At 74.1% G+C, this 14,097-nt stretch carries 9 protein-coding genes; 3 read left to right on the top strand and 6 right to left on the bottom strand.

Annotation, left to right across the window (positions count from 1 at the left end; all coding sequences use genetic code 11):
- Positions 1–6: 6 nt before the first annotated feature.
- From RM445_RS02760 to RM445_RS02735, 6 genes are all read right to left on the bottom strand, one after another.
- Positions 7–270 carry a VOC family protein gene (locus RM445_RS02760; protein WP_311554338.1) on the bottom strand — a complete coding sequence of 88 codons (264 nt, stop codon included), beginning with the start codon at positions 268–270 and terminating at the stop codon, positions 7–9.
- 95 nt (positions 271–365) lie between these two features.
- Positions 366–1,748, bottom strand: coding sequence for an acyltransferase family protein (locus RM445_RS02755; RefSeq protein WP_311554337.1), 1,383 nt, complete (start codon positions 1,746–1,748; stop codon positions 366–368).
- Positions 1,749–1,909: 161 nt separating this feature from the next.
- A complete protein-coding gene (locus RM445_RS02750) occupies positions 1,910–2,554 on the bottom strand; it encodes a nitroreductase family protein (RefSeq protein ID WP_311554336.1) in 645 nt (214 codons plus the stop codon).
- Positions 2,555–2,561: 7 nt separating this feature from the next.
- A complete protein-coding gene (locus RM445_RS02745) occupies positions 2,562–3,254 on the bottom strand; it encodes a class I SAM-dependent methyltransferase (RefSeq protein WP_311554335.1) in 693 nt (230 codons plus the stop codon).
- A complete protein-coding gene (locus RM445_RS02740) occupies positions 3,251–4,384 on the bottom strand; it encodes a glycosyltransferase family 4 protein (protein ID WP_311554334.1) in 1,134 nt (377 codons plus the stop codon). Before RM445_RS02740 ends, RM445_RS02745 begins: the two co-directional genes overlap by 4 nt.
- Complete coding sequence (locus RM445_RS02735) at positions 4,377–5,603, bottom strand: lipopolysaccharide biosynthesis protein (protein WP_311554333.1); 1,227 nt, start codon at positions 5,601–5,603, stop codon at positions 4,377–4,379. Before RM445_RS02735 ends, RM445_RS02740 begins: the two co-directional genes overlap by 8 nt.
- 219 nt (positions 5,604–5,822) lie before the next feature.
- Here RM445_RS02735 and RM445_RS02730 point away from each other — a divergent pair, with 219 nt between their 5' ends.
- From RM445_RS02730 to RM445_RS02720, 3 genes are all read left to right on the top strand, one after another.
- Positions 5,823–9,023, top strand: coding sequence for an arabinosyltransferase domain-containing protein (locus tag RM445_RS02730; RefSeq protein WP_311554332.1), 3,201 nt, complete (start codon positions 5,823–5,825; stop codon positions 9,021–9,023).
- A gap of 22 nt (positions 9,024–9,045) precedes the next feature.
- Positions 9,046–12,045, top strand: coding sequence for an arabinosyltransferase domain-containing protein (locus RM445_RS02725; protein ID WP_311554331.1), 3,000 nt, complete (start codon positions 9,046–9,048; stop codon positions 12,043–12,045).
- 116 nt (positions 12,046–12,161) lie between these two features.
- Positions 12,162–14,081 carry a glycosyltransferase gene (locus RM445_RS02720; RefSeq protein ID WP_311554330.1) on the top strand — a complete coding sequence of 640 codons (1,920 nt, stop codon included), beginning with the start codon at positions 12,162–12,164 and terminating at the stop codon, positions 14,079–14,081.
- Positions 14,082–14,097: the final 16 nt, after the last annotated feature.

The raw sequence follows: 14,097 nt of genomic DNA, 5'->3' as shown, positions 1-14,097 counted from the left end.
AGTTTGTCAGGGCAGCGACTGGCCCATGCCCAGCATGTTGCCCTCGCTGTCGCGGAACCACGCGCCGCGTTCCCGCGTGCCCTTGCTCGGGTAGTTGCCGGCGATGTCGGCGATCCCGTCGACGGTGCGCATCCCGGGCAGGTCGTACTCCTCGAACACCACCCCACGTCGCCGTAGGTCGGCGACCTCGGTCTCGATGTCGTCGACCGAGAACGCGAGTTGCGTGAACGCGCCCTCGGCCGCGCCGGCGGAGGCGAACAGGCAGAACACCCCGGCTGAACTCAGCGGGCTTGATCAGCGTTCGGGGGACATGACGCTCATATACGAGCCTCATGTCCCCCTTCCGCCGATCATGGACCGACGGGTCAGAGCACGCGCTGCACGTACTCCGTGACCGTCACCGTGCGGCTGCCCGCGCCGAGGCGCCGGTGCAGTGCCCCACCGCCGCGGCGGGGCTGCGGGGCGACGGTTGCCGACCCCCACGCGGCTCGCACGGGGCCCACCGGGGCCGGAATGAAGACGATCGGCCGGGCGGCGGGGGCGGGCTCGGGCTTGCGGAGGCGGAGCCGGGTGAGCCGGAGGCGGGCCGGCTCCTCGACGAGGCCGTGCACCAGCGCAGCGGCCGGCAGCGTCAGGAGCAGCACGGCCAGCCCGACGGCGTGACCCGTCGGCGTGGGCCGCCCGAGCAGGTGCGGGAAGTGCTCCTGGGCCAGCCAGAACACCTCGAACATCGGGATGTGCACCAGGTAGAGGCTGTAGGAGACGCGCCCCCCGTAGACCGCCCACGGCCGGGCCAGCCACATCGCCGGGCCGCGGTCGGCCAGGGCCAGCGCCCCGACCAGCACCGGGAAGGCGACGAGCACGGCGCCGCCGCGGCCGGGGCCGAGCAGCTCCCCGGCCACCAGGCCCGCGGCGATCACCAGCGGCAGTGCCGCGGCCGTCGCCGACGCCCAGCGGCGCACGCGGTCCGACGCGCGGCCCTCGGCCTGCAGGCGGCTGACGACCAGGTGAGCCAGCACGCCCGCGCCGAACCCGCAGAGCACCCGCACGGCCCAGCTCCACGGGTGGTAGGGGCTGCCGGTGAGCAGGTAGGCCCAGGCGATCGGGGTCATCAGCGCGAGCGATCCGGCCGCGAGCAGGGCGACGGGCAGGTCGCGCAGCCGATGGAAGACCAGCGCGGCGACCGGGAACAGCAGGTAGGCAAGCCACTCGGCGCTGATCGACCACGTCGAGCCCACCCACGACACCCCGTCGAACAACGGCGCGTCCCACAGCTGGACCAGGATCAACTGCTGCAGGTACTCCGACAGGCTGACGACCGGCTGCACCGCCTGGAACGCGATCCGGTCGTCCGAGCCCCAGACCAGGCGCGCCACCACCCAGATACCGAACAGGTGGAACACCAGCGCGTACGCGGGCCAGATCCGGGACGCGCGAGCCCAGACGAAGCGGGCGGTCGCCCCGATGCGCAGGGCCGGCCCGAGCCGGTCGAGGTAGGTGTGGGCGATGACGAAGCCGCTGAGGACGAAGAACAGGTCGACGCCCAGCGCACCCGCCGTGACCAGCGGCCCGAGCACGCCGACGGCCGCGTTGACGCCGTCGAGCGGACTGAAATGGAAGTGGAACAACACGACCCAGACCGCCGCGACGATCCGCAGCCCGGTCAGTGTCCGGAACTCAGCCGGGCGGGGAGCAACCCCATCGCCCGAGCGGGTGGTGAGCCGGGAGGCCGGCGTCGTGGTGGTCACGATCGGCGCAACGACCGACCGGCACTACGCGCGACGAGTGACGTCCGAACTGTACCCGGACGCCGGAAACGCACACGGAGCGTGGACGCGGCGCTGCGGCGAACGAGTGATGTACGTCGCAGCAACGCCGCCGGCCCGTCAGAATCCGCGATGACGAACAGCTACCAGCGGTCCAGGTGGAGCACGGTCTCCAACGGTTCGCGCGACGCGGGCCGGAACGTCTCGCCCGTGTAGTAGGCCGTCGGGAGGAGCACGCCCTGACGCACGTGCGGCGGGATGCCGAGCAGCTCAGCGACCTCGCGCTCGTAGCGCAGGTGCAGCGTCGTCCACGCCGTGCCGAGGCCGCGGGCACGCGCGGCGAGCTGGTAGCTCCACGCCGCGGGCAGCAGCGAGCCCCAGAGTCCGGCCTGGTTCTCCGCGGGGAGGTCCGCGCCCGCCTCGATGCACGCCAGCACCAGGACGGGGACCTCGCCCATGTGGTCGGCGAGGTACTGCGCGCTGCTGCCGACGCGTTCCTGGGTCGCGCGCCGGTCGGCGTCGTCGTACGCCGCGGCCGCCCGGCGCGCGCCGTCGCGATACGCCTCGAAGGAGCGCCGGTAGTAGTCGCCCACACCGGACCGCAGCTCGGGGTCGGTGACGACCATCCAGTGCCAGCCCTGGCTGTTGCCCCCGGTGGGTGCCTGCAGGGCGACCTCCAGGCTCTCCTTCACCGGCTCGAGCGGCACGGGCCGGGTCAGGTCGAGGCGCTTGCGGACCGAGCGCGTGGTGGTGAGCAGTTCGTCGGGCGGGAGCGAGAGCGTCGTCACCGTTCAGTCATATACCTGTTCGCTCAACCACGAACACCGACGACTCGCCCGACCCCGGCGCGAGGATCAGCCGCCCGACGAGGTACTGCGCCAGCGACGGAGCCGCCCGGACGACGTCTCTCGGGCTGTACCGACGGCCGTAGGGCACGTTCCACAGCCCGTCGCTGGCCTCGTGCAGCACGCGGAACCCCTGGTCGGCCAGCAGGTCCCGCCAGTAGGCGTGCGGCCGGAGATTGACGTGCGTCGGGTCGGCGAACCCGACCCACCGCGCACCCGAGATCGCGTGGCCGCGGCCCGCCGGATCGGGGGTGGCCACCAGCGCGCGGCCGCCGGGCACCAGCACCCGCCGCCAGGTGGCGAGCGTCGCCGACACGGCGTCGTCGTCGAGGTGCTCGAGCACGTGCACGGCCACCAGGGCGCCGAAGCCGGCGTCGGGCAGGGCGTCGGGATCGTCGTAGACGCGCGCCCCGGGTGCGGTGGCGCGGGCGGCCGCCACCGACCATGCCGAGACCTCCAGACCCGCCGCGCTGCCGTGCGCCGCGAGCCGCCGGAGCAGGTGCCCGGTGCCGCAGCCGAAGTCGAGGTACGGCCCGGGCCCGCAGTAGCGGCGCACGAGGCGGGCGTACCAACGCAGCGCGGGCCGGTCGCCCGCCTGGCCGTTCTGCCGGTAGTAGTCGGCCCCGTACCGGTCCGTGCTCACCGTTCGCGCGGCGAGACGGCCTTGTCGAGCAGCACCTCGTACGCATCGAGCACGTTGGCCACCGAGAAGGCGCGCTGCGCCCTGGCGATGCCGCGCGTGCGGTCCGGCGGGTTCGTGTACAGGTCCTGCAGGGCGCGGGTGATGGCCGGCTCGTCGCCCGGCGGCACCAGCGTGCCGAAGCCCGTCTGCACGACCGGCTGGCGCACGCCGGGGATGTCGCTGGACAGCACCGGTACGCCCGCGAGCATCGCGACGGCCTGCACGATCCCGAACGCCTCGAACGCGTTCACCGAGGGCAGCGTGAACACGTCGAGCGACGCGTAGAAGTCGCCGATCCGCTCTTCCGGCACGAAGCCCAGCAGCCGGATGCGTGGGTCGTCGCCCATGGCGGCGCGCACCTGGGAGACGACACTGCCGCCTGCGACGTGCGCGTAGTCGCCGCCAAGGAGCAGGCGGGCGTCCGGATCGGGCACCGCACGGAAGGCGCGGACGAGGTGCTCGAGCCCCTTCTCACGGACGATCCGGCCGAGGAAGCCGATGTGCGGGCCGTCGGTCTCGCGGTAGTTGGGCCGCCCGGGCGGTGGCGCGGGGCACGGCGGGGCGACGACGTGCATCGACGGCTGGATCGACGACCACATGCGGCTGTGCTGCGCGTAGTCCTCGCTGGTCACGGCCACCGCGACGGAGCGGCGCATGGCGAGGCGGTTCGAGGCGTCGACGACGATCCGCTGCACGTCGTTGACCAGGCCGGGCGGCAGCGTCACGTCGCAGTGGTAGGTGCTCACCAGCGGCGTGCGCAGGCCCGCGGCGATCGCGCCCGCCTCGAGCATCGGCAGCTGCAGCGAGGCGACGCGGGCGCGACCCAGCGTCCGGCGGCCCAGCGCGACGAGCTGCGGGCTGACGACGCCGCGGCCCACCCGGGCGAGTACGGGGGCGCGCAGCACCCGCACGCCGTTGATCTCCTCCTCCAGCGGGAGGCCCGAGTCGAAGTGGCTGGTGACGACCGTGACCGTGCGGCCGCGGGCGGCCAGCCCCTCGGCGATGTCGCGGGCCATGTTGGTCAGGCCCGAGACGTACGGGGAGTAGTAGGTCAGGGCGATCGCCAGATCGTCCGTTGCGGCTTCAGGCACGCTGGAGTTCTCGCTCTCGTCGTCCGGTGGTCAGGACCAGCAGTGTCCCGACCAGCCAACCGGTCGCCGATCCGGCGAGGAACGCCAGCTCGGCCCCGAGGAACAGGTCCGGGACGGTGAACAGGATGACGGCTGCCACCGCGACGCCCGACAGCCAGCTCCACGCCACGAGCCGGTGCCGCACCGCGGCCACGAGCACCTGGGTGACGAGGACGAGCCCGATGTGGGCCGCCACGCCGACGGCGAGCAGGGCGATGTCGCGGCCGCCGAGCACGTACGACTGCCCGAAGATCAGGCCGACGAGCGGTGGGCCGGCGAAGTACCCCAGCGGGAGCGCCACCAGGCCGAGGCCGACGATCCCGGCGGCGAGGCGCAGCATGATCCGGCGCAGCGCCACCCGGTCGCCCGAGTGCAGGAGGCCGGTGAGGATCGGCAGCAGTGCGGTCTGCAGGGGCACCACCAGGAACAGCGGCACCCGGGCGAGGGTGAACGCCGCGATGAACTGCCCGGCCCGGGTGATCTCCGCCTCGTTCGTCGCGAGCGCGGGGATCAGCACCGGTGGCCCGTTGAGCAGCAGCTGCGCGCACAGTGAGCCGAGCAGCAGCGGGGTGACGGCCCGGCGCACCTCGGCGACGGTGACCGTGTGCGTGCCCATCGCGGGCACCGTGCCCAGGCGCACACGGCGGGTGGCGAGCAGGAGGAGCTGCGGGGCGTGCGCCAGCCCGACGGCCACGACGAGCGTCCATGCGAAGGTCGAGCTGCCGGGGTCGTCGATCGTCAGGGCGACGGCACCTGCGAACGTCACCCGGAACAGCGTGTCGAGCACCATGACCAGCGCGTAGCGGTCCATCCGGTCCATGCCCACCAGTGCGCCGCGGACGACGAACTGCCCGGCGCTGATCACGCAGAGCACCGCGAACGCGACGACGCTCACCATGTGGCCGCCGAAGGCGCGGGCCAGCCAGGGTGCGGCGGCGGCGACCAGCACGACCTGCACGGCGGCCAGCGAGACGGCCGTCAGCAGGGCGGCCCGCAGCAGGCCGCGCGGCCGGTCCGGCACCTGCATCAACCGGGCGGTCTCCTGCTCGATGGGCAGGAATACGCCGAACCCGGCGACGAGCGCGAGCGACCAGAAGGCGCCGAAGTAGGCGTACTCGGCCGCGGAGATGGTGCGGGCGATGATGGCCAGGTAGCCGTTCACGAGCAGTCCGGACCCCACGATGGCCAGGCCGACCAGGCCGAGCGACCGCGTCCGCGACCTGGTGGTGCTTGCCAGGACTCCGACCTCCTCGGGCGGCCGGACGTCGGCCTCCCCCGACGACCCAGTATGCCGTCGCGGGCTCCGTTCGCCCGACGGAGTGCACCGGACACTGCGGGGTGACGCGCCGAACCAGGACCGGGCCACCGTTGCATCGGTGGTTCCGGGAATGATGCCCGCGTGACCTCAGCTCCGGAGACCGAGCGGCCCGAGTCGTCCGGGCCCGGAGAGTCTTCCGGGGCGTCTTCCGGGCCCCCGGAGGCACCGGTCACCGACACCCCTCCCAGCCGGCCGCGCACCCTGCTCGCGGCGCTGACGGGGCTTGTGGCGGTGCTGTGTGCGCTGGCGCTGCCGTTCGCGCCGCTGTCGGTGAACGAGCCGACGGTGACCTGGCCCAAGGACCCGGCCCGGCCGGAGTCCACCCTGCTCAACCTCACCGCGTACCGGCCGCTGGCGCTCGACGCCACCATCACCTGCGCGGTCGCCCGGCAGGCGCAGGCGGCCGACCCGTCGGGCGTCGTGCTGGCCACCGTCGAACCGGAATGGCCCCTCGCCGGGGACGAGGGCATGGTGATCACGGCCCGGGACAACCGTCTGCAGGTGCGGGCGATGGGCCGGGTGCTCGTCGACGATCCGCTCGCCGGTGCGTGCACGTACACGATCAACGGCACGAGCTCGGGGCGGCCGAAGTACCAGGGCGCCACCCCGGACCCGCTCGACCCCGCGGTGCCGGACCTCACGGCGCTGGCCGGCCCGGACGACGCCGTGCTCACCGTCTCCCGCGACGGCACCGAGCTGACCCGGGCCACCGCACCCCTGCTGCCGAGCGTCGACATGCTCACGACGTCCGCCACGGCCGTCGCCCCGGGCGCGTTGCGGGTGACACTCGCCGTCGACGACGAGTTCACCAGCAGCCCCGCGCCCCTGAAGCGGCTGCTCATCGGGCTGCTGGTGGTGATGCTGCTGGCCACGGCGGCGTTGCTGGTGCGCGCGGACCGCGGGGTCGCCCGGCAATCGCCACCGTCGTGGTTCGGCCGGCCGCGGGTCGTCGACGTCGTCGTGCCCGTCGTGATCGCGTTCTGGACGCTCGTAGCGCCGGCCACGGACGACGACGGCTACTACGCCGCGATGGCCCGCAACTCCCGGATCTCCGGTGCGGTCGGCAACTACTACCAGCTCTACGACCAGAACTTCACGCCGTTCACCTGGTTCTACTACGTCCTGGGCTGGTGGCAGAGCGTCGTGGGCGACGCCCCGGTGCTGCAGCGGCTGCTCGCCGTCGCGTTCGGGCTGCTCACCTGGCTGCTGCTGCGGCGGTTCGCGGCCGACGCGATGGACGAGATCGCGCCGGAGCGGCCCTGGGTGCGGTCGGCCTGCCACGCGATCCTGGCGGCGGCGTTCCTGGCCTGGTGGTTGCCGCAGGACATGGGGGTGCGGCCCGAGGGCGTCGTCTGTGTGTGCGCCGCCGCGGCGATGCACGGGGTGCTGGTGGCCTGGCGCCGTGAGCGGCTGGCCGTCGCGTGGCTCGCGTTCGCCCTGGCCGGGCTCGGCTTCGCCGCCCATCCCACCGGGTTCACCCTGCTCGCCCCGCTGCTCGCCGGGCTCCCGCTGCTCTGGCGCCTGGTCGCGGTGCCCGGCCACCGGGCGGCGACGGCGCTGCGGGTGGTCGCGGTGGCCTCGGGCGGCATGGCCGCGCCGCTGCTGGCGTTCGTCGACGGCGGCCTGCGCGACTTCCTGCGCGGCCAACGGATCTTCCTCGCGATCCAGGCCCAGGAGAGCTGGGCCACGGAGATCCAGCGCTACGACTTCCTGCTGACCCAGATCCCGATGGGCAACTACGCCAAGCGCATGGCCGTGCTGCTGTGCCTGGTGAGCCTGGTGTGGTTCGCGGTGCTCGCCGCGGCGGCCCGGATGCGACGGGTGCCGCTGCCGGTGGCGCTGTGGTTCTCGGCGTCCACGACGGCGCTGGCGTTCGCCGCGCTGTGGTTCACCCCGTCGAAGTGGACGCACCACTTCGGGGCGCTCGCGGGCGTCGGCTCCGCGTTCCTCGCGCTGTTCCTGGCGCTCGCGGTGCCGACGGTGCGCAGCGTGCTGGACATGAAGCGACTGCCGTGGGGGCTGGTCGCCGCCGCGGCCGGGTCGTACGTGCTGGCGATCGCGCTGAGCTGGCACGGCCCCAACCAGTGGCCGTACGCCTGGCTGGACGGCGTGCGTCGGCCCGAGTTCCCGCCGGCCATCAAGCGCGTGCTGCTCGACTCCCCGCTGCTGTGGCTGCTCGTCCTGGCCGTCGTCGTGGTCGCCCTGACGGTTCCGACCCGGATGGTCGGTACCCGCGACCCGCGGCTGAACGTGCTGCGTGCCGTCCCGATCCTCGCGGTGATCGCCCTGGTCGGCACCTCGGTCTACACGGTGTTCACCTTCGGGCTGGCCGCGGTGCAGGGCGTGCCGCGTTCCTCGCTGTGGGCCCAGAGCCTGGCCGACCCCACCGCGAGCCGGTGCGCCGCCGCGGCCGGGACCGAGGTGCTCGATCCGTTCACCGCCGTGCCGCTCACGGAGGCGCCGGGGCTGCCCGCGCCGCCGTCGGCGACCGGCTTCGTGAACAACGGCGGCTTCTACGCCGGCAACCGGCCCCAGGGCGTCGCCGGAGACCGGGTGTGGGGCAGCCTGGTGGCCCGCGACGGCGCGTCGGCCGACAGCACGCAGGGCCGCCTCACCACCTCCTGGTACGGGTTGCCGGACCCCGCCGCGGGCACGGTCACGGTGATCGCCGCGGGCAGCCTGTCCGACGGCGTCGGGCTGACGGCGGAGTACGGCCGTCGCTCGGGCGACGCGGTCGAAGCGGCAGGCACCGAGGTGCTCACCGACGCCGCGCACGACCCGTCGTGGCGGACCCTGACCCTCGAGCCGCCCGCCGGCGCCGATCTGGTGCGGCTGGTGGGGGTCGACGAGTCGAGCACGGTCAACGGGTGGCTGGCGTTGTCCGCCCCCGTCGTGGCCCGTCCCGAGACGCTCGCCGACTTCCTCCCGCGCCCCGCGCCCGTCGCGCTCGGCTGGCCGCTGGCGTTCGCCTGGCCCTGCCAGCGTCAGCCCGGGATCGTCAACGGGATCACCGAGCCCGCGGCGTTCGGTGTGTTGTGGGGCGCGAACGGCGCGCTGTCGGGCTTCTCGGACGGTGCGTGGCAGGCCTCGCGGGGCGGCGCGTTCGCGCAGATCCCGCGCTCGCAGTCGGTGCTGGAACTGGCCATCGTGGAGCCGGCCGACCCGGACGTGCAGGTGGCCGTGTTCGGCAGCGACCTCGGCCGCGACCGCTACACGCTCACCGAGGACAAGCGCACCGTGAGCGGTGCGTCGACGGCGACGGGGCCACGCACCGGCGGCTGAACCGCCGCCCTATGGTCGGTCGGTGCTCTCGCCCCCGCGGTCGGCGCTGCGCCACGCCGATGCCGGTACGCGGAGCGACAGCCGACGCGCGCGACTCGTGCTCGCCGTCGGCCTGCTGACGGCACTGGCCGCGCTCGCGTTCCCGTTCGCCCCGGTGCGCCAGCCCGAGATCACCTACTCCTGGACGCCCGCGGACGGCGCCGCCGTCGCCCTGCCGCTCATGCCGTACCAGCCGGTGCAGCTCACGGCGACCATCAGCTGCACCGCGGCCCGGTCCGCCGGACTTCTCCTGTCGACGGTCCCGCCGCGGCCGGACCCGACGGCGCTGCCGCTCGACGGCCTCGTGCTGGTCGGCACGCCCGCGGGGGTGCAGGTCACGAGTGCGGGCCTGGACCTGGGCACCGTGGCGCTGCCGCCGGGCGACTGCACGCTCTCGCTCGGCTCGAACGCGGCCGCCACGGTCGTCGCCCTCGACGGCACCCCCGTGCTGAACCACCTCGGCGACGTCCGTCCCGACGTCGCGGGGGTCTTCACCGAAGCCCCGACCGCCGACGCCCGACTCGCGCTGTCCCTGACCGCCGACACCCGGTTCAGCACCACCCCGTCGCCGTTGAAGATCGCCCTCGCTGTGCTCTGTCTGCTGGGCCTGGCGACGTTGTTCGCACTGCTCCGGGCGGCGGACCGGACGCTGCCCCCGGTGCGGCTGCTGCCCCGCGGCTGGTGGCGCCCGCGGCCGGTCGACGCCGTGGTGACGACCCTGCTGGCGGTGTGGTGGGTCGTCGGATCGGGGACGGTGGACGACGGCTACATCGCCGGAATCGTCCGCAGCCGCGGCGACAACGGTTTCGTCGGCAACGTCTACCGCTGGCTCAACGCGCCCGAGGCGCCGTTCAGCTGGTTCTCCGAGCCGTACCACTGGTGGTCGCTGATCTCGGCCGCGACGCCGTGGATGCGGTTGCCGTCGGCGCTGCTCGGGCTGCTGTGCTGGTTCCTGGTGTCGCGGCTGCTGCTGCCACGGCTGGGGCGGGCCGGGCGCCTGCGCGGCACGCCGTGGATCGCGGCGCTGGCGTTCGGCACCTGGTTCGTGCCCCTCGACCTGGGCCTGCGGCCCGAGCCGTGGGTCGCGGTCGGGACGGTGCTGGCGCTCCTGGGCGTCGAGCGGGCGGTGGCCACCTGGCGCGTGCTGCCGCTCGCGGTCGCGCTGACCGTGGCCGGAGCCACGACGGCCCTCACGCCGGGCGGGTTGATGGCCGTAGCGCCGGTGCTCGCCGCGGCGGTGCCGCTGCTTCGCGGGTTGCGGGCACGCACGGACCTGCACATGCCGGGCGCGTGGCGTGCCGCGCCTCTCGTCGCCGCCCTGCTCGCCGCCGCGGCGTCCGCGCTGCTGCTGATGGCCGCCGACCAGGGAGCGGCCGCGCTCGCCGAGGCCGTGCGGGTGCGGGGGCGGATCGGCGGCGGTCGGCCCTGGTACGAGGAGTTCGAGCGGTACGCGCTGCTGCTGGCCCCGGACGACGTGCAGGGGGCGATCGGGCGGCGCGCCGCCGTGCTGGTCACGCTGCTGGCCGTCGCCGGTGTGACGTGGGTGCTCGCCGGTCGGCAGCATTCCGGCGTCGCCGCAGGACCGGCCCGTCGACTGCTCGTGACGCTCGGGCTCTCGGCCGTCGCGCTGATGGTCAGCCCGACGAAGTGGACGCAGCACTTCGGCGCCCTGACCGGGTTGGGCACGGCGGTGCTGACGCTGGGCCTGGTCGTCTTCGGCCGCCGCGCCCTCACGGCGCTGCGCGACCCCGTCACCGCGCGGCAGCGGCGGACCGCCGGGCTCGCCGGGGCGGCGGTCGTGTGCGGGTTGGTGCTCGCCGGGCAGAACATGTGGCCGTTCGTGTCGGGCTGGTACACGCCGACGTTCAGCACGGTCCCGCCGCTCGTCGGCACCGTGCCGATCGCGACGATCGTGCTCGCGGTCGGTGGCGTCGTCGTCGCGCTGCTGCTGGCGCGGTCCGTGTGGCGGCAGAGCACGTACCGAGATGCAGAACTCCTGTACCGGGACGCAAGACTCGCGCCGGCCGTGCCCGTCGCCGTCGTGCTCGTCGCGGTGCTGGCGCTGCAGGTGCTGAGCCTCGCCCGGATCGCGGTCCGGCAGCACGGCTACACCCCCGCCGCGGACGCGCTGGCCACTGCGCAGGGCGACCCGTGCGGGCTGCAGTCCGTGCTGCAGGTCGAGATCGACCCCGCTGCCGGGGTCCTCGCGGTCGACGCGCAACCCGCCGCCGCGCAGCCGACCCGGCCGACCACCGTCGACGCGGGCGGCACGACGCTGCCCGGTGTCGCGGTGGCCGGCGCGGGCCAGAGCCCGTGGTTCGCCCTCGACGACCGGCAACGCGCCGGTGCGCTGCCGGTGGTCGTGACCGTCAGCGGCGTGCCGCGGGCGGGCGACCTGCTCGACGCGGAGTTCGCGCGGGGCACCGAGGTGCTCGCCACGCTCCCGTTGACCGGTCCGGGACTCGCCCCCGACGGTGCGCCCACGGACCGGCGCCTGATCGTCCCGGCCGGGGCCGACGCCGTCCGGCTGACCGTGGCCGCGGCCGTCGACGGGACGGCCGCCGCCTCGCTCCCCCGGGCCCCCGTCCTCACCCCGATGATCCAGGTGCTGCCGCGTGGCACCCGCGCGATCCTCGACTGGCCCGTCGCATTCGTCTTCCCGTGCCTGACCCCCGAGCCGCTCCCGCCCGGCACCGCGGGCCTCCCGCAGTGGCGCGTCGCGCCTCCCGCGGACGACCCCTCGGCGGCGATCACCTACACGCCCGGGCTCGGCGGGCCGTTCGCCGGGTCGCGGCTGCTGGTGACGCAGCGCCGCATGCCCACCTACCTGCGCGACGACCCGACCCGCGACGGCGTGCAGCTCTACCGCTGGGAGCCGGTCGAGCCGCTGCGCACGCTCACCCCGACCGTCCGCGTGCGCGACGCCGGGGACCTGCCCGATCCCGGTCACCTCCGCGTGCCCCAGTTGATCGAGAGCAGTTGATCGAGAACAGTTGATCGGGACCGGCCGGGCGGGGTCGTCCGAGCGACCGGTATGTCCCAGAATGGGGTTCCGGGACCCCGACCGGTGGACCCTCGACCGGAGGACGGCCGCACCGTATGGCAGCACGCCCGCACCGCACCGAGACCGTCGAGCCCGCCGGCGTTGCACCGGCCGTCCCCGACGAGCCCTCGGCGCCGACGCGGCTGGTCGTCCAACGAGGGTTGTTCTTCGGCCCGTCGGCGCTGGTCCCCGAAGACCTCTACGCGGTCGTCAGCCGCGGCGGGGCGCGCCGCGAGCGGCACCGTGTGGTCCTCGACCCGCACAGCGCCGTCGGGACGAACACCTACTGGGGACGCTTCCACGCCACGTACTGGCAGCGGTGGACGGCGGTCGGCGAGGTCGAGGTGACCGCACGCGTCAGCGGCACCGGCCGGGTGCGGCTGATGGCGTCGGACGCGAACAAGGTGTGGCGGATCGTCGCCGCCGAGGACGTCGCCGACGCCGACGGGCTGACGGTGCGGCTGGTCACGCTGATCGACCGGTTCGTCGACGGCGGGGGCCTCTGGCTGGAGCTGACCACCGAGTCGGCCCCGATGACCGTCGAGGACGTCCGGTGGAGCGTGGTCGCGCCGCGCCCGCAACGACCGACGTCGGTGGTGATCTGCACCTACAACCGCGTCGACGACTGCCTGAACACCCTCGCCGCGATGGCGGACGACCCCGGTGCGGGCGAGGCCGTCGAGTCGGTCGTCGTGGTGGACCAGGGCAGCGACCCGCTCGAGTCGCGCCCGCGGTTCGCCGCGGTCGGCGAGCGGCTCGGCCCGCGGCTGCGGTACGTGCGCCAGCCCAACCTCGGCGGCGCGGGCGGTTTCACCCGCGGCATGTTCGACGCCACGGCGGGCGATCCGGCCGACGACCACGACGTCCTGCTCATGGACGACGACGTGCTGCTCGAACCCGAGATCCTGATCCGGCTCACGGCGTTCGCGACGTGCACGACACATCCGACGTTCGTCGGCGGCCAGATGCTCAACCTGCTGCACCCGGCGCACCTGCACATCAGCGCCGAGTACGCCGAGCCCGAGAGCCTGCGGGTGGGGCGCGCGGTGCCGGGGGCGCTCAAGGAGGCGTACCTGCTCGGGCACGACGACCGCGATCTACCGACGGTCCAGGACCAGCGCATCGACACCGAGTACAACGGCTGGTGGGCCTGCCTGATCCCCGCCGCGGTGGTCCGCGCGATCGGCTACCCGCTGCCGCTGTTCTTCCAGTGGGACGACATCGAGTACGGCTACCGCGCCCGCGCCCACGGCTTCCCCACGGTGGCGTTGCCCGGAGCCGGCGTGTGGCACGCCGACTTCGGGTGGAAGGACTGGGACGAGTGGCACCGGTACTTCAACATGCGCAACGGGCTGATCACCGCGGCGCTGCACACGCCGTTCTCGGTGCGGCGGATCGGCCGGAGGCTGGGCACGCTGCTCGGGCAGTACCTCGTGGCGATGCAGTACGGGCTGGCCGCGACTCTGATCCAGGCCGTCGACGACTTCCTCGACGGGCCGTCGGTGCTGCGTGATGGATCGGCCGCCGCGGCGGCGGAGATCCGGCGGATCCGGGCCGAGTACCCCGAGACGAGGATGCGCCCGATCACGTCCGTCGAGGGCGACTTCCGCGAGATGCAGGTCGTCCGGGCGCCCAACGAGCCGGGGCACGAGGTGCTGACCTGGCTCAAGCGGGTCGCGTACCACCTGACGGACCGCGCGGTGCACCCCACGGGCATGGTCGTCGCCGGCGACGCGCACTGGTGGCACGTGTCGACGTTCCGGCGCGCGCTGGTGACGGACATGTCGGAGCTCGGCATGCGGGTGCGCACCCGCGACCGGACGCGGGCGGTGGCGCTGGCCAAGCGGGGTGCCCGGTCGCTGGCCCGGCTGGCGACCGACGGCCCGAAGGTCGCGGCGCAGTACCGGGCGGAGATGGGCACGCTGACGAGCCGGGAGAACTGGGCGCGGCTGTACGGGCTGGACGCCGACGGCTGAGTAGGCCGGGGGTTCG

This window comes from Pseudonocardia charpentierae (assembly GCF_031845345.1).
GTDB classification, from domain to species: domain Bacteria; phylum Actinomycetota; class Actinomycetes; order Mycobacteriales; family Pseudonocardiaceae; genus Pseudonocardia; species Pseudonocardia charpentierae.
Note: the sequence above shows the minus strand (reverse complement) of the source record. Positions and strands in the feature narration are given on the sequence as shown.